This window comes from Prescottella equi (genome assembly GCF_020171745.1).
Classification (GTDB): domain Bacteria; phylum Actinomycetota; class Actinomycetes; order Mycobacteriales; family Mycobacteriaceae; genus Prescottella; species Prescottella equi_A.
Genome location: NZ_JAIVAH010000005.1, coordinates 122,933 through 144,238 on the forward strand (window position 1 = coordinate 122,933; position 21,306 = coordinate 144,238).

The 21,306-nt window shown below is 64.9% G+C and carries 21 protein-coding genes; 5 read left to right on the forward strand and 16 right to left on the reverse strand.

What is annotated here, in order from left to right; genetic code table 11:
* Nucleotide 1: 1 nt before the first annotated feature.
* The 8 genes from LCL87_RS04035 to LCL87_RS04070 form a co-directional block, all read right to left on the reverse strand.
* Entirely contained in the window at nucleotides 2–1,003 is a 1,002-nt protein-coding gene (locus tag LCL87_RS04035; protein WP_225016934.1) for a TIGR03619 family F420-dependent LLM class oxidoreductase, read from the reverse strand.
* Between the two features lie 124 nt (nucleotides 1,004–1,127).
* Complete coding sequence (locus LCL87_RS04040; protein ID WP_064059684.1) at nucleotides 1,128–1,883, reverse strand: SDR family NAD(P)-dependent oxidoreductase; 756 nt, start codon at nucleotides 1,881–1,883, stop codon at nucleotides 1,128–1,130.
* 230 nt (nucleotides 1,884–2,113) lie between these two features.
* Nucleotides 2,114–4,015, reverse strand: a complete 1,902-nt coding sequence (locus LCL87_RS04045) for a flavin-containing monooxygenase (RefSeq protein WP_225016936.1) — start codon at nucleotides 4,013–4,015, stop codon at nucleotides 2,114–2,116.
* Nucleotides 4,016–4,126: 111 nt separating this feature from the next.
* Nucleotides 4,127–5,698, reverse strand: coding sequence for an AMP-binding protein (locus LCL87_RS04050; protein WP_225016937.1), 1,572 nt, complete (start codon nucleotides 5,696–5,698; stop codon nucleotides 4,127–4,129).
* Nucleotides 5,695–6,501, reverse strand: coding sequence for an enoyl-CoA hydratase (locus LCL87_RS04055; RefSeq protein WP_064078465.1), 807 nt, complete (start codon nucleotides 6,499–6,501; stop codon nucleotides 5,695–5,697). Before LCL87_RS04055 ends, LCL87_RS04050 begins: the two co-directional genes overlap by 4 nt.
* Nucleotides 6,502–6,503: 2 nt before the next feature.
* On the reverse strand, nucleotides 6,504–7,580 hold the full coding sequence (locus LCL87_RS04060) for an acyl-CoA dehydrogenase family protein (protein ID WP_064059682.1): 1,077 nt from the start codon (nucleotides 7,578–7,580) through the stop codon (nucleotides 6,504–6,506).
* An 8-nt stretch (nucleotides 7,581–7,588) separates the two neighbouring features.
* A complete protein-coding gene (locus tag LCL87_RS04065) occupies nucleotides 7,589–8,746 on the reverse strand; it encodes an acyl-CoA dehydrogenase family protein (RefSeq protein ID WP_225016939.1) in 1,158 nt (385 codons plus the stop codon).
* The gene (locus tag LCL87_RS04070; RefSeq protein ID WP_225016946.1) at nucleotides 8,746–9,768 is read right to left on the reverse strand and encodes a Rieske 2Fe-2S domain-containing protein; all 1,023 of its coding nucleotides are present in this window, start codon (nucleotides 9,766–9,768) and stop codon (nucleotides 8,746–8,748) included. The genes LCL87_RS04065 and LCL87_RS04070 overlap by 1 nt, the downstream gene beginning before the upstream one ends.
* 506 nt (nucleotides 9,769–10,274) lie before the next feature.
* Between LCL87_RS04070 and LCL87_RS04075 the strand changes: the two genes are divergently transcribed.
* Entirely contained in the window at nucleotides 10,275–11,345 is a 1,071-nt protein-coding gene (locus LCL87_RS04075; RefSeq protein WP_225016948.1) for a Zn-dependent alcohol dehydrogenase, read from the forward strand.
* A gap of 93 nt (nucleotides 11,346–11,438) precedes the next feature.
* Here the strand turns inward: LCL87_RS04075 and LCL87_RS04080 are convergent, their stop codons facing one another.
* Nucleotides 11,439–12,467: a TetR/AcrR family transcriptional regulator gene (locus LCL87_RS04080; protein ID WP_225017120.1), complete on the reverse strand. Its 1,029-nt coding sequence runs from the start codon at nucleotides 12,465–12,467 to the stop codon at nucleotides 11,439–11,441.
* Nucleotides 12,468–12,866: 399 nt separating this feature from the next.
* On the reverse strand, nucleotides 12,867–13,007 hold the full coding sequence (locus LCL87_RS04085; protein WP_225016950.1) for a hypothetical protein: 141 nt from the start codon (nucleotides 13,005–13,007) through the stop codon (nucleotides 12,867–12,869).
* Nucleotides 13,008–13,212: 205 nt separating this feature from the next.
* On the opposite strand from LCL87_RS04085, the gene LCL87_RS04090 reads away from it, so the two are divergent.
* From LCL87_RS04090 to LCL87_RS04105, 4 genes are all read left to right on the forward strand, one after another.
* Complete coding sequence (locus tag LCL87_RS04090; RefSeq protein ID WP_225016952.1) at nucleotides 13,213–14,538, forward strand: MFS transporter; 1,326 nt, start codon at nucleotides 13,213–13,215, stop codon at nucleotides 14,536–14,538.
* Between the two features lie 128 nt (nucleotides 14,539–14,666).
* Complete coding sequence (locus LCL87_RS04095; protein WP_225016954.1) at nucleotides 14,667–15,467, forward strand: SDR family oxidoreductase; 801 nt, start codon at nucleotides 14,667–14,669, stop codon at nucleotides 15,465–15,467.
* Nucleotides 15,468–15,588: 121 nt separating this feature from the next.
* A complete protein-coding gene (locus LCL87_RS04100; RefSeq protein ID WP_225016956.1) occupies nucleotides 15,589–16,692 on the forward strand; it encodes an alkene reductase in 1,104 nt (367 codons plus the stop codon).
* Nucleotides 16,693–16,911: 219 nt separating this feature from the next.
* The gene (locus LCL87_RS04105) at nucleotides 16,912–17,448 is read left to right on the forward strand and encodes an SRPBCC domain-containing protein (protein ID WP_225016958.1); all 537 of its coding nucleotides are present in this window, start codon (nucleotides 16,912–16,914) and stop codon (nucleotides 17,446–17,448) included.
* Between the two features lie 313 nt (nucleotides 17,449–17,761).
* On the opposite strand, the gene LCL87_RS04110 is transcribed toward LCL87_RS04105, so the two are convergent.
* The 6 genes from LCL87_RS04110 to LCL87_RS04135 all read right to left on the reverse strand — a co-directional run bounded on the left by LCL87_RS04110 (nucleotide 17,762) and on the right by LCL87_RS04135 (nucleotide 21,301).
* Nucleotides 17,762–18,172 (reverse strand): hypothetical protein, encoded by a 411-nt coding sequence (locus LCL87_RS04110; protein ID WP_225016959.1) that lies wholly within the window; start codon nucleotides 18,170–18,172, stop codon nucleotides 17,762–17,764.
* A gap of 21 nt (nucleotides 18,173–18,193) precedes the next feature.
* Nucleotides 18,194–18,985, reverse strand: a complete 792-nt coding sequence (locus LCL87_RS04115) for a phosphatidylethanolamine N-methyltransferase family domain-containing protein (RefSeq protein ID WP_225016961.1) — start codon at nucleotides 18,983–18,985, stop codon at nucleotides 18,194–18,196.
* Between the two features lie 170 nt (nucleotides 18,986–19,155).
* Nucleotides 19,156–19,485 (reverse strand): SMR family transporter, encoded by a 330-nt coding sequence (locus LCL87_RS04120; protein WP_225016963.1) that lies wholly within the window; start codon nucleotides 19,483–19,485, stop codon nucleotides 19,156–19,158.
* Entirely contained in the window at nucleotides 19,482–19,847 is a 366-nt protein-coding gene (locus LCL87_RS04125) for an SMR family transporter (RefSeq protein ID WP_225016964.1), read from the reverse strand. The genes LCL87_RS04120 and LCL87_RS04125 overlap by 4 nt, the downstream gene beginning before the upstream one ends.
* Nucleotides 19,848–19,863: 16 nt before the next feature.
* The gene (locus LCL87_RS04130) at nucleotides 19,864–20,880 is read right to left on the reverse strand and encodes a pyridoxal-phosphate dependent enzyme (protein ID WP_225016966.1); all 1,017 of its coding nucleotides are present in this window, start codon (nucleotides 20,878–20,880) and stop codon (nucleotides 19,864–19,866) included.
* Entirely contained in the window at nucleotides 20,873–21,301 is a 429-nt protein-coding gene (locus LCL87_RS04135) for an HIT family protein (protein WP_225016968.1), read from the reverse strand. The genes LCL87_RS04130 and LCL87_RS04135 overlap by 8 nt, the downstream gene beginning before the upstream one ends.
* Nucleotides 21,302–21,306: the final 5 nt, after the last annotated feature.

The following is a 21,306-nucleotide window of genomic DNA, read 5'->3' on the forward strand; positions in this document are numbered from 1 at the left end:
CTCAATCCCTTTCATCGACGGTGATTTCCCATGTGGGGCCAGATCGCTGGCGGAGATCTCCGTCAAGGCCGACCGTTCGGGACGTCGGGCGCGCCCATCGGGCTATGAGTTGACGGTATCCGTCGATGAACTCCTCGGAAGCCGCCAACGACCTCGCGTCCGCGTGCACGCACAGTGACGTGGCGCCGGCATCTCGTAGCCGGTCGACGTCGCGATGCCACCGCGCCACCGACGCGGCGTCCTCGAGGTCTACGGCGGGCGCCTCGACCTGAATCTCGATCTCTAACAAGCTTCTACCCGCTCGCTCGAGCTGATCGCCGAGGTCGTCGACCGCGGCTCCGAACGCCTCGACGCCGTCGATCGCCGGAGTCCTGATCGCTTCGGACACAACAGGATCAGCGATGACCGGGCACCACCCGCTACCGAATCGCGCGACCCGCCGCCGCGCCGCCGCACCGTTCCCGCCGATCCACACCGGCGGATGCGGGCGTTGAACCGTCTCGCGCAACCGCATCTCACCTGTGCCGCCGAAGTTGGCGCCGACGACCGGGGTCGACGGATCTGTCCAGATTCGGCGCAGTGCGTCGATGGACTCGTCGAACAGCGCGGCGCGGCGATCGAAGTCGACCCCCAGGGCCGCGAACTCCGATCGCAGATAGCCGGCCCCTACGCCTGCGACCAACCTGCCTCCGGAGAGGGTGTCGAGGGTAGTGAGTTGCTTCGCCGCCAGATACGGGTTCCGGAACGGCAGGACGAACAGATTTGTCATGAGCGTCAAGGACGTCGTCGCCGCTGCTGCGAACGCCAGCGCCACCACAGGCTCGAACGTGTCGTGACCGCCGTTGCGATACCACTTCGCCGACGGCGCGGGATGATCCGCCAGACAGATCGCGTCGAACCCACAGACCTCGGCGCGCCGACTGATCCGGGCGAGCGACGCACCCGAGAACAGGCTCGGGTGCGCATGGGGGACGTCACTCGGGTACTCCAGTGTGAACTTCATGCCGCAGCTCCGTTCCCTCACATCTGCAACACGGCCGGCGGCTCGGCACGACCACGGAATGCCGTGCCCGCGAGGTGAGCGAGCTCGTGGTTGCCTCGCTCGCCTCGCCTCTGCGGATTTTCCTCTACTTCGCGCCCTCGATCGCGGGGCGTCCGGCCGTGGCACCGCCGTCCACGACCAGGTCGTGACCGGTCACGTAGTCGGCTTCATCGGATGCGAGATACAGGATGCCGGTCGCCATCTGCGCAGGATCTGCGGCGTAGCCGATCGGCTGGATCCCGTGAAGCACCTTGATGAACTCGGGGTCCGGCGGGACCATCCCGGACAGCATGGTGCCCGGCGAAAGGGTGTTGACGCGCACGCCCTTGGGAGCGAGCTCGATTGCACAGGCCTTCGACATCCCGATCACGGCGGCCTTGGAGCCGCTGTAGAAGGCCATACCCTCGGTCGGCAGCGAGCCGCCGTTCGAGGCCGTGTTCACGATGGCGCCCGAACCCTGCGCGGCCATCACTCGACCGGCTGCCCGGGTGCCGTAGAAGGCTCCGAGAATGTTCACTCCGACCATGCGGTCGACTTCCTCGTTGGGAGCGTCGATCAGCGGGCTGCCGCCGAACACCCCCGCGTTGTTGACCATCACGTCGAGCCGGCCGTAGCGCTCGACAACGCCGCTGACCAGACGGTCCACCGCAGCCGAGTCCGCGACGTCGGTCTGCACGAAGTCCGCACCCGCCGCAGCGGCGGCTGCGGCTCCGGCCTCGGCGTTGACGTCGGCGGCGACGACGGTGGCACCCTCCGCGACCATCAGCTCGACAGTGGCTCGTCCGAGACCCGACGCTGCACCGGTGACGATGACGATCTTGTCCTGCATTCGATTGCCCATGTGTGGCAAACCTCCTTCAGCGCGTGCGACGGTCGCACGACAAATCGGACTGAGCACTGCGGTCAGAACTCAATTTCAATCGGACTTTCGTCCGTCGAACTCCCTGCACCAGTGCTGATTTCACGGTGCACGGCCGGTTCGTCCCATACCGGGACGAGACCCGCTTCTCGGTGATCTACAGGTCCTCGCCGAGCGACGGCGTGCTCGAGAGCGAGTACGTCGCTGCGTTCCTACTCCGCGCTCGCGAAGTCGAAATCACTCAGACGCGGATGCACGCACATCGCGAAGTATTCTTCGCCGTCCCACGGAGCGCTGATTTGCAGGCGACCCCATTGGTTCACGTAGTAGTTCTTCCGCGTCGTGCTCGTCTGCGAGAGGTAGATCAGCCGGCAGGCCTCCTTGTGCAGCTGTTCGTTGTAGTGGTCGAACGCCTCTCGCCGGATCTCCATCGACGCGTACCCGTTGTCGAGCATCGCCAGGATCCCCTCGGCGATGTACCCGCACCAGGTCTCCAGCCAGATCGGCAGCCCCGCACCACTCGCGACCGGCTGGGAGTTGGGACCGTAGAGCATGAACAGGTTCGGGAAACCCGGCACGGTCATCCCGAGATGAGCCTGGGCCCCCTGGACCGTCCACACCTCCTCCAGGTTCGCCCCGTCCGCACCGACGTACTCGGTCGGCCACAGGAACTTCTCCGTCTGGAAGCCGACTGCAGCGATGATCAGATCGGCGTCGCGCACGGTGCCGTCGGAGGTCTGCACGGCGAAGGGGGTGAGGCGTTCGATGGGTGTCGTCACCAGTTCGACGTTGTCTCTGGTGAGCGAGGCGTACCACTGATTGTCGACGACGGGACGCCGGGTCATCGGGGGATAGTCCGGGACCAGCTTCTCGATCAAGTCCTCACGGTCGTTCACCTGGTCACGGATGTACCCGACCAGCATCTCCCGCATGGCATCGTTGCGCTTGTTCACAACGCCACCATCGGCGATCCACTGCTCGTCCGCGATGAGGAGCTCTCGAAGGTCGTTCGATGCGAAGCCGGCGATGTACTTGTTCCAGTTCCAGTAGAACGGCATCGTCTGGAAGAGCCACTGCAGCTCGTCGGAGATCGCTTCGCCGTACTTCGCGCGCGGCGAGATCCACTGCGGGGTCCGCTGATAGACCGTTACGGACGCGGCCTCGTTCGCAACCTTCGACAGCAACTGGACACCGGTCGAGCCGTTGCCGATGATGGCGACGTTCTTCCCGGCGTAGTCGATCGAGTCGTCCCACTCCGTGGTGTGCACGATCCGACCGGCGAACTCCGCGGCACCCTCGACCGGCAATTCGCGCGGTGTCGCAAAGATTCCGCTCGCGGCCACGACGACGTTGGCCACGACGGTCGTCGGCGACTGCTCCGCCTCCGCCACCGTCAGGGCCCACGTTCTCGCGACGTCGTCGAACCGCGCGGACGTCACGTCCGCGTCGAAGACGATGTGCTCGTATACGCCGTGCTTGCGTGCGACATGGTCGAGATACGCGCGTACCTCGGACTGGCTCGCGAAGAACTCCGTCCACGGGTACTTCTTCTCGAAGGAGTACTCGTACGACGCGCTGAGCGTGTCGACACGGACGTCGGGGTAGGTGTTGATGCTCCACACTCCCCCGATTTCCGAGCGCCGCTCGTAGATGGTGAACGGAATGTCCAGTCGGGCAAGCTGAACGCCCATGGCGATCCCGGAGAACCCGGCTCCGATGATCGCGACCGAGTAGCCGGCGGGGACACATTTCTCCCCCGTCCGCTCCCGTTGGAAGGGCCACTCGGGGAAGGACAGGATCCGGCGGCGCATGAGCAGATCGTCGGACGCCAAGTGTCGGGCCTCCGCCATGAGGATGAGATCGGTGATCTCATCGTCCGACGGCGTCCGATCAACATCGGCGAGATCGCCGGACATCAGGTACTCGACGGCCTTGGACCGGATCAGATCAGTATCGTCATCGGAGAACACCACGGTGTCCGCCACCAGGCCCGCGACACGCTCGGCGTGCACTGCGGCGATGTCGGGATCGCGGGTTACCTGGAACAGAGCCATTCGCAGGACGTTCACATCGGCGTCGGCGACTGCGCGCTCCACGAACTTACGGTCTGGCATTTGGGGCTTCATTCTCACTCCTGTACATGCCCTGGGCATGAACGCATAGGCGTCACTGTCGAGTTCTGGGACGGATCGTCCGCGCTGCCTACGACTGCGGGCAGATGGCTGTCAGGCACCGGTGTGCGCTGCGACCTGACGGTCGAGAATGCGCTCACGCAAGTTCTGTTTGCGGATCTTCATCGTCGGGGTCTTGGGCAGTTCCGTGACGAACTCGAGCTGCTCGGGGAACTTCGCGGGAGAGATGCCGGACACTCGGCAGTAGTCCCTCAGTTCGTCGAGTTCGAGGTTCTGTCGATGGTCGACCATCCGTACCACCGCGCAGATCCGTTCCCCGCGGACTTCGTCCGGGATCCCGATCACGGCGACTTCCTCGATTGCGGGGTGCTTACCCAGAACGTCTTCGATCTCGGACGGGCTGATCGATTCGCCCTTGCGGATGATCAGGTCCTTCTCGCGGCCGACGAGCGTGAGGTGGCCCTCACGTCCGAGCTTGCCGATGTCGCCGGTGAAGAACCATCCGTCGGCGTCGAACGGACGGACGACGCCGACGTCGGAGATGTAGTGCTTGAACAGAATCGGACCGCGTACCCACACTCGGCCGGTGTCGCCGACGGACAGCACCTCGTCGGACTCGGACCGGATCTGGATCTCGCAGTTCAGGACGGGACGCCCGGAGGTCGTCGCGAGCTGTTCGATGGTGTCGGTCGGACGGGCCGACGCGATCATCGGAGACTCCGTCATCCCGTATCCGTGCAGGATCGGTACGCCGATCTCGGTGGAGACCTCGTGGAACAGCTTCTCCGGCATCGGCGCACCGCCGCCGGTGAGCATCCGCAGGGTCGGAACCACCGGAACGCCCGGCGTCCTCCTCTGCTGTTGGAGGAGGAGGGAGTAGTGCGGGGTCGAGCCGCCGGTGAGTGTGACGCCGTGTCGACGCATCAGCCGGACCGCAGCCACTGGTTCGTAGACCGCCATCAGGACCAACGCCATGCCGCTCGACAGCGAGGCAATCAGCATGTCGGGTCCGCCGATGTGCGCGTAGGGGAAAAGAATCGTTCCGGTGTCGGCACGGGTCACCGCGAGGGCCTCGGCGATCCCGAGCCCTCCCGCAACGAGCGTGCTGTCGGTGTGGCAGACACCCTTCGGAGCCGATGTGGTTCCGGATGTCGTGTATATCCAACGGATCTCGTCCACACCGGACTCGACCTGCGCCAGTGCGGCCGGATCGCCCTCGGGCAGACTGTCGGCGAGGACCATGACCTGTAGCGGCGCGGTCACCGCCGCGCGGACCTCCTCGGCCATCCGACCGTGATCGTATCCGCGGAACTCGCCGACGGTGATGAGCCACTGCGATGCGCACTGCTCGACCATGGCCGTGACCTCGCGCCCACGGTAGAGCGGAATGATCGGGTTCTGTACGGCGCCGATCCTCGACAGCGCCAGGCTCAGAATGACGGCGTCGATGCTGGTGGGAAGCTGCCAGCTGACGACGGCGCCCGGCTCGATGCCCTTGGCGAGCAGACCGGCCGCCGTACGCTCAGCGGCTGCGAGCACACCGGCGAACGTCTCGCTGCGATCGTTCTCGTCGATCAGTGCGACAGCGTCGGGGGTCGCATCGACACGGCGGGTGAGCAGGGACCAGATCGACGTCGCGTCGCTGATCCGATCGGCCGCGTTCACGTACGGTCCTTCTTCGATTCCGCCGGCAGCGGATCCGGAGTGAGCAGCGGGTAGCCGGTGGTCAGCATGGAATTCGCGTGACCGAGCCAGTGCATGTCGAATGCCGACTGGAGTGCCGCCTGCTGACCCATGATGTCCAGGGTCTGGTTGACGGCGCGCTTGCCCTGCCGCAGCGCCCAGGCGTCCATCTGAGCGATCTCGCGGGCGAGATCCATCGTCCGGGCGTCGAGTTCGTCGACCGGCACGACGCGGTTGACCATGCCGGCCGCGAACGCCTCCTCCGCCGAGACGCTGCGCGCGGTGAAGAGCATCTCCTTCGCCCGGCGAGCGCCGAGTTCCCAGGTGTGCGCGTGGTATTCGACTCCGCCGATCCCGTACCTGGCGACCGGATCGCTGAAGAACGTGTTGTCGGCGGCGACGATGAGGTCGCACGGCCAGATGACGTTCAGTGCGCCCGCTATGCATGCACCCTTGACCGAGGCGATGGACGGCTTGGGCACATCGCGCCACCTACGCGAGAAGCCGAGGTAGTACTCGGTTTCCCATCCGTACGCGTTCTCCAGCTGGCTCTTGACTGCCGACGGTTCGTAGCCGGAGGTCGTCGACTTCAGGTCGTGTCCGGCTGAGAAGTTGTCGCCGTTGGCTCGCACGACGATGACCTTGACCGCATCATCGATCGCCGCAGCACGCCACGCAGCGTCGAGTTCCTCGAGCATCGGCTCATTCTGGGCATTGTGCCTCTCCGGACGGTTCAGAGTGATGACACCGACTGCGTCCTCGACCCTGTAATCGATCAGCGACATGGTCACGCTCCCTCGTAGATTCGGGTGATCGCCGAGACGATCGAGCGATTGACCTCAGCGGCGTCGCCGAAGTCGTACTGCCAGCGCTTGGCGGCATTGGTGAACAGGTGGACATTGGACTCGACCATGTAGCCGATGCCCGCATGGACCTCGTGCGCGCAGTGGACCATCTCGCGGGCAGTGAGCGCCGCTTGATTGCGCATCAGATCGACGTACGGCCGACCGTCACCGCCGGCGTCCAGCGCGGCTGCCGCAGCGCGGGTATGCGCTGAGGTGACGTGTGTGTGCACGGCGATGTCGGTGCACAGGTACTGAACCGCCTGGAAGCGTCCGATGGCGCCTCCGAACTGATGGCGCTGCTTGGCGTAGGCCACGGTCATGTCGAGCAGGCGCATGCCGGCGCCGTACACCTGCGCTGCCCGCAGGACGGCGCCGCGCTGGGACGCACGGTCGATCGCCCGGTCCGCGTCAGCCCCGCGAGCGAGGATCCGGTCATCGATGACGGTGACGCCGGCCAGCGTCACGCCGAACATCGGGTATCCGCCGACATTCGGCATCGGCTCGACCTTCGCGTCAGCCGCGTCGACCTGCAGAAGTAGGCTCTCACCTGCTTCGACGGCATGCACCAGGAAGCTGTCCGCCTGGTCTGCGTAGCCGACTCCCAGCACTCGACCGCTCACCGTTCCGCTGTCGACGGTGACCGCCGAACCCCAATTCCCGGTGAGGAAGGTCGGGATGACGACGGATTCGCCGTCACCGATGCGGTTCGCCAGCTCTGTGGCGGCCACGGTGTCGACCAGCGTCGCGGCGTCACGCGCGACGGTGAGGTCCAGCAGCGGTGTCTCGGCCAGAGCCCGACCCATCTCGACGAAGACTGCCGAGATCGTTCCGATGCCCGCTCCGTCCTCGTCGGTTCCGTTCGCGTCGCCGAGTTGCAACCAGCCCAGTTCCGCGAACTGGCGCACCTGATCGGCGAACGCGACGGTGTTCGAACGGTCTTCCAGCGGCGAGTAGCGCGCGAAGACCGACCTGCTTACATCGGTGAGGGCTGCGAAGTCCTCGCCCCATGTCAGTTCCATGATCTCTCCTATCGCGGCAGGCCGAGGCCCCGGGTCGCGAGCACCATCCGCTTGAGCTGGGACGTTCCTCCGGCGTGGTTCGCGAACGACTGCCGATACCACGCCTCGGGCTTTCCGTTGATCGGCGCGTCAGCCGACTCGCCACGGAGTTGACTCGTCGGTCCGAGGACACGGTCGAAGATCTGAGCGAAGACGGGCTCGTACTCCTTCGCGATGACCTGCTGGGCGCCTCCTGCCCATGCCGTCTGCCGTCCCGCGGCGTTGTCGCCGATGATCTCGTATGCGAGAAGTCGTTGCGTCTGGATCATCTCGGCGAGCTTCGCGAGATCCGCCTGCACGTGCGGATCGTCGAGCTTGCCGGGGATCGCCTTGCAGTGAGTGAGCAAGTCACGCAGTCGACTCTCCTGCATCGCATAGATCGGCTCGACGGTTCCCGACGCGTAGAAGGCGCGCATGATGTACTGCCAGCCCTTGCCCTCTTCGCCGATCAGTGCGTTCGCCGGCACCCGTACCTTGTCCAGGTATGTGCTCGACTGCACGCCGCCGCCGTAGTTGCGCATCGGGTGCAGGGTGACGCCCGGATCCTTCAGATCGACGACGAAGATGCTGATCGCGTCACGCGCGGCATTGTCGGTCGCCGTGCGGGCGGCCACGTACAGGACGTCGGACATCGGCCCCCACGACGTGAAAGCCTTCTCCCCGGTGATGATCCATTCGTCGCCGTCCCTGACTGCCTTCGTCCGGAGGGAGCCGAGGTCGGAACCCGCCTCCGGCTCGGTGAGACCTTCGGCCCAGAGGGTCCGCATGTTCGCGATATCCGGGAGCAGTCGCTTCTTCTGTTCCTCGGTGCCGCCCACCAGGATGGTTCCCGCGGCGAGGAAGATACCGACCGAGTTGATCATCGGCGCGTCGGCCGCGTACAGCTCCTCCAGGAGGATCTGATTCGCGATCGGCGCCAATCCCTTGCCGCCGTACTCCTTCGGCCAGGTCAGTCCGATCCACCCCTTGGCAGCAACCTTCTTGCTGAACTCGACGGCGATCGCCCACTGGTCCGGGGCGTCGTCGAATTCCGGGTTGAATGCGTTCTCCTCCGAGAGTTCGGCGTCGAGGAACTCGCGGATCTCGGCCCGCCAAGCCTCATGCTCTTGTGACAGTGCAGTTCTCATTACGTGTTTTCCGCCTGTAGTTCGTCCGTGCCTGCGGTCTGCTCGGCGGCGCCGTGGCCGAGGCTCCCCTCGGGGTAGAAGCGACGAGCCCACTTTCGGATGTCACGGAAACCGGCGGCCTCGGCAGTCGCCAGGCCGGGCGGCTCGGTGTATCGCTGGTGCTCCCAGATTGCGATGTCGGCCTTGACTTGCCCGATCGCGTTGCGCTGCCGCTTGGCCACTCGAGATTCGTCCTCGCCGTCTTCCTTGCTCGCCCAGGTGGAGAACCGCAGGACCGAGCGCTCGTCGTCGACGGGCGTCACTGCTGTCAGTGAGCAGATGGACCCGACGCCATCGGCGTGTGAATAGCCCAGCCCCACGCCCAGCAGCAAGGCCCTGGTGCGGCCCGGGACAACCTCGATCTCGCCATCGGCCCCGCGACGCTTGAAGTTCATGGCCAGCTCGGTCGTGAAGTCGTACTCACCGAATTCCCGGTTGACGACGGTCGGGATCTCGTCGGCACGGTGCACGTACTTGAAGTGCGCGAAGTCGACGCCGTTCTCGGCGGCGTACTGCGGATGGATCGGCAGCTCGACAGTCTCGAAGCGGCCGGCCTCCCCCAACTCGTGGTATTCGCTTGCCGAGCCGGAACCGGGAAACATCTCGAAGATGCTGGGCACGTCGTAGAGCGGGCCTCCGCCGTTGGCGTCGTGCCAGAGGTACATGATTCCGTCGCGCTCAGCGGTGTTCCAGGTTCCGATCCTGCGGACCCGGTTCGTCGCCTTCTGATACGGAATGCAGGTGTTACGCCCCTCCGGACTCCACTGCCAGCCGTGGAACGGGCACTGGATGTCGTCGCCGGCAACCGAGCCGCCATGCCCCAGGTGGGCGCCGAGGTGCTCGCAGTATGCGTTCAGAACCACCAGGCGGCCGCCCTCGGTGCGGTAGGCGACCAGATCTTGACCGAAGTAGTGCAGGGGTTTGACGTCGCCCACTTCGAGGTCGGCGGACCAACCGAGCTGGAACCACCCGGTCGGCCTCATCGATAACGCCATAGGTGACACTTCATCCTCCTGAACTGTTGCAACAGCGACGCTTTGGGAAAGTGTGCAGAAGCTGCTCTACGACAAGGGCTTTCACAGATCGCGACTGACGATGCGCGCCAGCACGACAACTCCACCGGAGCTCGATCACGTCCACGGATCACTTCGACAGCACACCGTGACTGCCATCACTGTAGCCAGTGGCTACGTGACCGTCAACAAGAGCGTGCGAGTTCGATCATCGTCACAGGTTGAACAGCTTTGGACGGCAACGTCTCCGCTCCAGGGGGACACCTGCACCACTGAGGCAACGCAGCCGGCATGCACCGCCGACCGGCCTCCAGGAAGCTTGACGGTGGGACTGTTGCGCCCCTAGCATCACCAAGGTTGAGACGAAAGCCGCAGTGCGGCCTGGTTTTTCCTCATCACCCTTCGGTTCCCGCTTCACTCTTCTGCGCTTGCGCGCAGTGTGCGCGTGGATTCTCCTAGAACAGCGAGGTCAGAGGTTGAAAGCAATTGTCTTCGACGGCACCGACGTCAAGCTGGTTGACGGCATCACCGTCCGCGACCCCGGCCCCGGTGAAGTCCAGGTCCGCATCGTCGCGAGCGGCCTGTGCCAGAGCGACCTGAGTGTGATAAACGGAAAGATTCCCTTCCCGGTCCCGGTGATCCTCGGACACGAGGGTGCAGGAATCGTCGAGGCCGTCGGGCCGGGCGTCACCATGCCAGCAGTCGGCGACCACGTGGTGCTGTCAACGCTGGCGACATGCGGCCAGTGCGCTTCGTGCACTTCCGGACATCCCACGATGTGCCGCGAGTCGTTCGGGAAGGCGACAACGCCTTTCGAGTTCGACGGCACCCCGATCCACAGCTTCGCGACGCTCTCGACCTTCAGCGAACGAATCGTCGTCCAGGCCGGGCAGGCGGTGTCGATCCCGAAGGACATTCCGCTGTCGACCGCATGTCTGGTCGGCTGCGGAGTACTGACCGGCGCCGGAGCGGTGTTGAACCGGGCCCGAGTGAACCCCGGCGACTCGGTGGTCGTCATCGGCGCCGGCGGAATCGGCCTCAACGTCATTCAGGCTGCTCGAGTCGCGGGCGCGGCAACAATCATCGCTATCGACACCAACTCCGACAAGGCGCCGAAGACGCGTCTCTTCGGCGCCAGCCACTTCATCGACGCAACCGCGGGAGACACGGTCGCCGCTGTCCGTGAGCTCACCGACGGCGGGGCCCATCACGTCTTCGACTGTGTGGGTGGCGAAGCGATCACCAGCGCCGCGATGGAGATGCTCGACTGGGGTGGACAGCTGATCATGCTCGGTGTCGCCGGCCCGGAGGCCAAACTGTCGGTCCCGGCCTCCACCTTCTACATGGACCGCTCGGTGCTGGGCTGCCGCTACGGCTCGTCGCGGCCGGGCGCTGACATCCCCAAGTACCTCGACCTGTACCGGTCCGGCCGGCTCCTCCTCGACGAACTCGTCACCAAGACCTACGAATTGGACGACTTCGAGTCCCTCATGGACGATGCCCGAAACGGAAAGCTCGACCGCGGAGTCCTGCTGATGCCGTCCTGACATCAACCGTCCCAGTTCGCCGGTGAACACGCGGGAGAGAGCCCTCACGGGCCTTCCGCGTGTTTTTCGGCTTCCCCGACCGCGTCGAGTCGCCTATCTGTTCGGCCGGGTCGCGTAAATGAGGACTTTGAGCATGTCGGTAACTTCCTGCCGGACATCTTCTCGGCTGCGATCCGGATTGTCGGCGAGCTCGGTGAGATACGGCTCGTAGAGATCCCACACCGCGCCGACGAGCGAGATCAGAGACGCCAGCACGTTCGAATCGAACTCGGCCCGCACTTGCGGCTCGACCGGGTTTTCCCACAGTGCGTCGATCTGTGAACGATAGCCACGTGAACGGACTCCGCCGAGCAGGCGATCGGGTCGGGTTCCCTCGAAGATCGACCACGTCAGCATACGACCGAACTGGCCCGCGTCGATATCGGCGCCGAACGAGTTCTCGATCGCCGCATAGGCGTCGTCCTCCTCGGACAGACGCTCGCCGCCGTAGGTGACCAGCAACTCCATCACCGCCACCAACAGGTTTTCCTTGGTTCGATAGAACCGATAGATCAGGCCGTACGACACATCCGCCGCGGCGGCGATCTCCCGCAGCGTCACCTTCGCCGGACCCTTGCGCGAGAAGAGATCCGCGGCAGCGAGAAGGATCGCGTGTTGCGCGCCGGTCGACCCCGCACGAGACGGCGTCCACTCTGCGATCTCCTTCCCCGCGCGCTCGGGGCTGGACTCGGCGTCCGGTGCGGACCTCTCGTCGACGGGACCGGCGACGTACTCGCCCGCCAAACGGAGCGCATCCTCCTTGGAATCCTGACTCAGCAGCAGGTCGACCGGCGTCCGCCCGGAACCGTCGATTCTCGTAATCGACCACCGCGCGATGGCGTGCGGTTCGATGTCCTTGTCAAACGCCGCGAGGAACTCGGGGACCTCCGAACGGACCCGGCCATTCTCCAAGTCGAACTGCCATACCGGGAAGATGGTCACTCCGTCGCCCGGATAGCCGAGCATCTTCCTGCTCTGAACACGCTTGTTGATCGCCTGACGACTGATATCCAGAAACTCGGCCACCTGCGGCGTGGTCCAGACGTCGGCGGCGGATGCAGCGAGCTCGCCAAGGTTTCCCATACGGCGCAAACATTATCATGCTCAGGGGCAAAGCGATTCGCGGTCAGCGTCGGCAGGCGGGCGGTTGGCACCTACCGTGGAAGAACGAATTGTTCCGGCCTCACCTCAGGTTCCTGTCGGAGCTTCTGGTCGTCACCACTTCAGCGTGGAACCGCTCGGAGCCGTCGTCACGGACGTGTTCGTGCCAGGGGTGCCGCCGAGGCCGTCCGGCACCGCGCAAACCGGAGGACGGTGACACCCACTCGCGCCTGTTGACGCACCCATGGCCACTGGCTACAGTGACGGGGGTCACCGCGCTTCGGTCGGTGGCCCGTGGGCATGAGCTCGATTCAGTCACCCACAAACCCGGACGAGCTCTCGCGGCGACGCCGCTCTGCACGTTCGCTGCAAACCGTGAAACTACTTGCCGTACATCAGATCCTGACTCTCTTCCGCAATCGGCGCGCCCGAGTCGGTGGAGACGAATGAAGCCTCGCCGGCGGCGGCATCGACGACCCTCCGCGGGTGGGCCCAGCAAAGAAGACTGGAAATGATGGTCATCGGCGTTGGAGGCGCTCGTCCGGCGCGCAGGAGTCGGCCCCGACCGTAACGAAGGGCACCGACCACGCAACCTCGCGAATGGGATGCGGCTGCTCGAATGCAGGATCGAACTTTCCCTGGTCATCACACGAACGTCACGTCGAACAGGATCAAAATGAGCTCATCTGAGAACACGCCATCACACGGCCTGGTTCGCAGGGCGTCGATGGCCGGCTTCTTCGGAACCGCCGTCGAAGCCTACGACTTCATGGTTTTCACCTTTCTCATCGCGTACCTGTCTCCCAAGTTCTTTCCCAGCGACGACCCTACGACCGGGATACTGAGCTCGCTCGCGGTCCTCGGCACCGGATTCCTCGCACGCCCGATCGGAGGCATCGTCTTCGGACGAATCGGGGACCGCTACGGTCGACGCTTCGCACTGATCCTCACTATCTCAGGCATGGGTGGCGCCACCATCCTGATGGGGCTGTTGCCGACGCACTCCGCCGTCGGAATTCTGGCTCCTGTCCTGCTCGTTCTCACGCGTCTGCTGCAGGGATTCTTCGCTGGCGGGGAACAGATGGGTTCGGCCACGTTCGTCACCGAACATGCGTCTACCAAGAACTACGGCTTCCTCAGCGCGATGACTCCGTCGGGATTCGCGTTCGGCGCCGCAGTCGCGCCGCTGGTCGTCGCCGTCACCACCTCCCTGTCGTCCGAGGACGCAATGGCCAGCTGGGGCTGGCGCATTCCCCTCCTCATGTCTCTGCCGCTCATGATGTACGTACTGCATCTGCGAACGCGGCTCGAGGAATCGCCTGAGTTCGAAAAGCTCGCCGGTAAGCACGAGGTCCAGTCCGCCCCGTTACGTTTGGTCGTCAAGCGGTATCCCGGGACGCTTTCGCGTGTGATCGCAATCAGCACATCGGTTCTCGCGATCGGCTACGTGATTCCTGCGTACATGCCGCTGTTCCTGCATCAGGAGGTCGGGATTCCCACCGGCACCACCGCTTGGCTGGCCACCGCCGGATCGACCTTCGCCATCGTCTTGGGATTCGCGGCCGGATTCATGATCGATCGGAACGGCCGGAGGAAGACCATGATGCTGGCGTTGGGCATCATCCTGGTGACCATGTTCCCGATCATGTACGTCATCAAGGCGACGGGCGGGAACCTGATCGTCACCGCGCTTGGTCACATGCTCCTCGTCGGCCTGGCTGGAGCCTCTGCTGTGCCCGTGTACGCGACACTCACGTCGGCCTTCCCTGCCGCGGTTCGCTACACCGGCGCTGCGATCGGATTCGGTCTCGGTTCGGCGCTCGGTGGCGGACTCGGGCCTTACCTGGCAGGAAAGCTCACCGCGGCGACAGGGAACCCCTATGCCGCCTCCATCGTCGTCGGCGGCGCGGCTCTGTTGGGCATGGTGGTGATTGCCACCATGCCCAACAGCAACAGCAGTGCTGCGCCCGCAAGAACGCTCATGACAGGCGACTGCGAGCCCGACAAGACGGATTCGGCAGGAGAGTCCCCGCTGCCTTCGAAGCCGGTGTGACATTCACTGTTCGTGGCCCGTATCTGTCAAGCCCGCGCCGTCATGGACATCGGCATCCGGATCAGCCGGCCGGCCCCGGAAGCCGCACCCCGCCCCAGATCGGAGTACGTATGACTCAGGACCCTGCCATGTCTGTCGACCGCTCCGACGGTGACCGGATCGTCGATTACCGCAACCGGTTCGACCTGTCGCAACGCCGATTCCTCGTACTCGGTGGCGGACAGGGAATGGGGCGGCAGACTTCTCATGCGCTCACTCAACTCGGCGCCTCCGTGATCGTCGTCGACGTCGATCGGAACCGCGCCGCCCAGGTGTGCGAAGAGATCGGTGCGGCGGCCACTGCCCTCCAGGTCGATGCCACCGACGACGCCGGCATGGCCGCGTTGGCCGAGCGTACGGGCGTGCTCGACGGCGTCGTCGATGTCATCGGCATGGCACGCTATGGTCCGCTGCTCGAGATCACCGACGACGACTGGCTTTGGGAGGAGGGCATCGTCCTGCGCCACGCGGTCCTCGCGCTTCGGCACTTCGGCACTCCGCTGCGTATCCGCGGCGACGGCTCCATCACCTTCGTCTCATCGGTGTCCGGAATCGGCAGCGCCCCGGTACACGCCGCCTACGGCGCGTACAAGGCGGCACTCGGGTCGTTGGTCCGCTCGGCGGCCATCGAGCTGGGCCCTTCCGGTATCCGTGTCAATGCGGTGGCTCCCGGATTCGTTCTAACGCCGCGGATCTCGACGATCCTCGACGCCGATGCGCTCGAGAACACCCGCACCCAGATACCGCTTCAACGGGTGACGATGCCCTCCGACGTCGCGAGCGCGCTCGCCTTCCTGGTGAGCGACCACGCCCGAACCATCACCGGACAGGTCATGGTCGTCGACGGCGGAGCCACCAACAAGTACCCGTACGACATGTCGGGCTTCTGAGTCCGCCCACACCGCCGAAGGTTACGCACTCGGACGCCTGCCGCGCCCGATCCGGGGCCCGTCGAGATCGAGAACCGGTGCCCCACTCGTCTGTGAACCACTTTTCAGAAGGAGACTGTGAATGACTCGGCTATTCGATCAATACCGGCTCGGCGACATCGTACTGGGGAACCGCGTAGTGATGGCCCCCATGACGCGCGCTCGCAGCGCCGACACCATTGCCGGCGCACATACTGCTGAGTACTACCGCCAGCGCGCAACCGCAGGGTTGATCGTCACCGAAGGCACGCCGATCTCCCCCGAAGGGCAAGGCTATGCGCTTGTTCCGGGAATCTGGTCCGGGGAACAGGTTGCCGGCTGGCGAACGGTGACCGACGCCGTCCACAAGGAAGGCGGCCGAATCTTCGCCCAACTGTGGCATGTCGGCAGACTGTCCCACACGTCGCTTCAGCCTGATCGGCAGCGACCCGTGAGTGCCGGAGCCGTAACTGCCCGCGAGTGCAAGACGTTCGCGTTCGTCGACGACGACACCATCGGTTTCGTGGACGTGAGCACGCCCCGGCCGTTGTCGACGGAAGAAGTGGACAGGGTGGTTCGTGACTTCGTCCGCGCCGCGAACAACGCGAAGGGCGCCGCTTTCGACGGTGTCGAATTGCACGGCGCCAACGGGTACCTCTTCGAGCAGTTCCTCAACCCTTCGGCCAACACGAGAACCGATCGCTACGGTGGTTCCGTTCGGAAGCGTGCTCGGTTCCTCCTCGAGACGGTCGATCGGGTGAGTGAGGCGATCGGGTCCACCCGCGTCGGGATAAGGCTTTCCCCGTTCAGCGAGCTGTTCGACATGCCTTCATACTCCGAAACCGCCGAGACCTACCTGTATCTGGCGTCCGAACTGTCCCGCCGGAACCTCGCCTACCTGCATCTCGCCGATCAGCGTCCGGCCGGCGGACGCACCGTCGGAATTGATTTTCTCACCGAGTTCCGAGCTGAGTACCCGGGAACGATCATCCTCGCGGGCGGCATGACACAAGAACTGGCAGAGGACTTGATGGAGAAGAACCTGATCGATCTCAGCGCGTTCGGGCAGCCGTTCATCGCCAATCCCGATCTCGTCGAGCGCATGCAGAACGGGTGGCCCCTGACGGAGCCCGATCCGGACTCGTACTACGGCGGTGGGGTCGAGGGCTATCTCGACTACCCGAGATTCGCCCCAACGACCGTGTGACCCTCGATTCCGAACGTGCATTCGGCACCGGTGTCGACTCGGCCGACGGGGCGAGTACCGAGATGCAGCCCGTCGAGATGCGGCAGACACTCGCCGAATGTGCTGCGACCCTGGGCCGGGTCCTCCGGAATGCACTGCATGACAACGCTTGCGAACCCGTGGACATCGCCCGGACGGGGCGATCGATGATGATCAAGATCACTCACTACTGGAGGTTGAATGTCTGAACTGCCGATCCCGGACTACGATCCGGCCACACTCGTCCGATCCATCGCGGTCGAGATCGAGGCGCCTGCGGCCCTCGTGTGGCAGGTTCTCACGGACCTCGACAACTATCCGGTCTGGAACCCCCTGTGTGTAGCGGTGAACTCGACGCTGGAAATCGGTGCGCCCGTGGAGATGACGCTGGCCGACTACACCGGCGGCGGCGGAACCTATCCATACACGGAGTACGTGTGTGCCGTCGTGCCGGAGCGTCTGCTGTCGTGGGAGCTCATACCGACCCCGGACTGCCGCGATGCCGCCCGACGCGACCAGATCATCGAGCACCTCGCGGAGGATCGTTGTCGCTACTACTCCACGGACGCCTTCCTCGGTGAGGTTGCGCACCAGATCATGGCAGAAAGCGGCGAGTGGGTGAAGCGTGCCTTCGACGAGACGGCCATGGCGCTGAAGGAACGATGCGAGAGCCTCCATCGCGATACGTTCCTCTCCAACGAGGTTCCTTCAGCCGAGTTCGGCAATATCGTCGGATGACAGACGCGTGACGGCCGAGGATGTCACTACTACCGGCATTCGCCTACCTGACGCTTCGAGTGTTTGGTCGTGAAACGGGAGTGCCCCGGTCGCCCAGGCCTTCTGGGCGACCAGGGCACTTGCCGATGCAGGTCGATCGTTACTGATCTCGGGTGCGCGGAAACGAACTACGTCAGGCCTTCCAGCACGGACGTGGCCAGCTCATCACGCAGTCAGCGAATTCACCATCGTCGCCAGCCGGAACCGCCGCTGAATGGATACTGGTCACGGATGACGAACGTCGAGGACGCCTGGATCGACGCACGGCATACTCTCATTGCCGGTCACTTTCGAAGTCAAGACTGTTGACGCTCATCAGGTTACACATAGGCGGCCGCACTTCCTGCGACAGAGCTGGATTCGAGGCCTCGACTGCGAGTTCTTCGATCTGGCGTTGTCGTTGGCCAGGCCGTACGCACCCTCCGGCAAAGCTGCTGACCGTCACGACCGGATCCACCTCGGGGCTGAAGTGGGAGACCATCGAATGAAATTGATTCCAGCCGCCGACAAGACGGGTGCCCGTCGCAGGCCGGGAAAAGACCCCTCGGAGAAGAGGGACGAACGAATCCAACGCCATCGTCTGATAGTCCGGGTCGAACGAAACCCGATCCCACGATCCGCAGCAATGTTCCGTCGCGTCAAAGTAGGGGCTATTGCGATGGCGCTCGAGCGCGTTGGGATCCAACCCAATCCGGGAACCGTCGGATCAGACCAGGCCCGGGACCAGCGCCTTGCGATCGCTCGGGTACTCGACGAACTTGTCCCGGTACCACTTGTGCGTGGCGATCGCGCGCGGGATCAGGTTGCCGGCCGTGATGAGGAAGATGACGACACCCGCAAGCGACCAGGTCAACAGTGCGAAGCCCGCCCACGCGATCAACTCACCGAGATAGGCAGGGCTGGAGACGAATCGGAATCCACCGCCCATCGGGATGCGGTATTCGGTCGCGCCGGGGTTGGCCTTGTCCCGTAGGTTGCGGACGATCGATTCGGAGTTGACCAGCAGCGCGAAGCCGCACAGGTAGACCGCCAGACCGATCAGGAACCTCGGGTCGGTGAGCCACGCGGTGTCGTACTGGTTCATGTAGTCGTGGCTGAAGAACGCGCCGTTGAGGTAGCCGTGCATAGACGTCACGATCACGCCCATCGCGATCACCGACACGTTGAACGTGCTGCGCTTGCCCGGGACCTGACGGATCGACAGCGGGAAGAACCAGCCGCGATTCGCGTAGTGCAGCAGCCACACCGCGGCGAGAACCAGCGACGTGGGCTCGAACCGATTGGGGCCGGTCAGGTAGAACACCGCGAAGACGACGGTCGCGGGGATCTCCATGAGCCACCACCCAAGCTTCGGGTTCAGGTTGAATCCGAGGTTGGTGGACGAGAAGCGGCCGTACGAACTCTGGGCGAAGAACCCGCCGACGATCACGAAGGCCGCGAAGGCGAACGCGCAGGTCAGGACGGTGTCATAAACGGTATTTCCGGTGTACCAGTGCATCGAATTCCTTCGGTGAGCGTGGCCGGCACAGCACCCGTCACTCGGCCACACCCGCCACGAACCAGTAGCAAACTGGAACATGTTCTACCACGCGGAAGAACCGGAGGTCGACACCATTCTGGACATGAGTCCATATTTGCCGATCTTGACCGAGACAGAAGGCTCGACGACTACGCGGCCGACGCCGCACCCAACTCGATCGCCAGCACCCCGGCGATGATGAGCGCGATACCGAGCCCCATCCGCGGAGTGAGCGGGTCACGGAAGATGACGCGACCCAGGATCGCGGTCAACGCGACGCCGCACGCCACCCAGATGCCGTACACGACGCCGACCGCCATCCCCCGATCGAGTACGACGGCGATGAGACCGAAGGCGGCGACGTAGGCAACGGCCGTCGGCAACAGCCACCACCGACGTCGGCCACCGTCGGAAGCCTTGAGGCACAACGTTCCCGCGACCTCGACGACGATCGCCGCAACGAGCAGAATCCAGGTCACTGCACCGGCTCCCGAAGCTCCGAATCGCCGGCGGCGCGCGCCTCTTCGGCCGCCTGCGCGCCCAGCTCGACGACCAGAACCCCCGCGATGACGAGGACGATCCCGAATCCCATGAGGCCGGTCAGCGCGTCCCCGAAGATGACCGCGGCCGCCACCGCCGTGATCGTGATTCCGCAGGCGCCCCAGATTCCGTACGCGACCCCGACTGCCATGCGCCTCAAAACCGCGGACAGGAACCCGAACGACGCGACGTAACCCGTCACCACCAGCGCGTACCACGCGGGATGGTCGGTAGCCGCACGCAGCGACAACGTCGCAACGACCTCACAGACGATCGCACCCGCCAGCAGCCACCACTTCATGGCCCCACCGTATCGGTCAGTCCGAACGCGGACCGAAGGTGTCGAGCATGACAATCGGCCCGTCCCCGTCAGGGCTGTGCGCATCGATCTCGAGCAGCCCGGCGAATGCCTTTGCGGTGTAGACGGGATCGAGCGGCATGCCGAACTCGTGACCGACGCGCTGCGCGGCCCGTCCCTCGGCGGTGGCGTATCCGTATCCTGGGCCGAGGTATTCGCGCGTCACGGTCAGCGGAGCCGACCGTAGGTCGACGTCACCGAGGTCGGCGCCACGTTGCCGCAGCAGCGATTCGGCCCTCCCTGCCAGATCGCGGATCTCGCGCTCGCCCAGCGGCAGGGTGTCGTTGACGACGACCGCGACGACCCCGGTGCGCAGCCCGGCGAGCCGCAGTCCCAGAAGCAGTCCCGCGACGGTGCCACCGGATCCGACCGGGGCGACGATGTGTGCCGGTTCGGGGATCTCCCCCGCCTCGACCTGTGCGGCCAGTTCCAGCGCGGCCTCGACGTAGCCGAGCGCACCGAGCGGCGAGGACCCGCCCGGCGGCAGGTAGTACGGCAACCGACCGCCCTTCATGTGCCGGAGCATGAGCCACGGCGCGCACGCGAACGTGCGGACCTTGGTCCGGGTGAAGTGCAGGACGGCACCGGAACGCTGCAACCGGGCGAGCTGTGCGCGAACGTGGTCGTCGACCGGCTGGTCGATCAGCGCGAGCGCGGTGTCGATCCCGAACTGCTTGGCGTACAACGCGGTCGCCAGGCCCCAGTTGGTTCCGAGCCCGCCGACGGTGATGATGCGCTTCGACTTGCGCGCGAGGACGTCGGGGATGATCCACTCGAGTTTGCGAACCTTGTTGCCGCCCCAGCCACCGGAGCCGAAGCGGCTGTCGTCCTTGAGCCAGATCCTGCCCCGCGTACCGAGGCCGTCCAGCTTGCGCACCGGTGTCGGAGACGCCCCCAGGCGCACATGCGGAAGTGATTCCGCCAGTTCGGGAAAACGCTGGTGCAGGTAAGGCGAGGCCGTCGTCACGTCAGGCATCGGCAGCGCCCAGTCGACCGCGGATCGATCCCGCGAGATAGTCGAGGTCCGGTCGCGGCGGCACGGTCGGGCGCCCGCGCAGGCCGAACCCGTCACCCGCCGTCCGGGGAACGACGTGAAGATGCACGTGGAACACCTCCTGACCAGCCACCACTCCGTCAGCGAGGAAAAAGTTCACTCCCTCTGCACCCACCGTACTTCCCCGCAGTGCAGCGGCGATCCGTTGCCCCACACGGAACAGGCGCGCCCCGTCCTCCGGATCCAACTCGGCGAGGTCCGCGGCGTGCACCCTGGGCACCACCAGCAGGTGGCCCGGCGTGAAGGGACGAATGTCCATGAACGCGATGGTGTGCTCGTCCTCGTATACGAGGCTCGATTCCGCCTTGCCGGCGACGATGGCGCAGAACACGCAGTGGCTCATGCTCG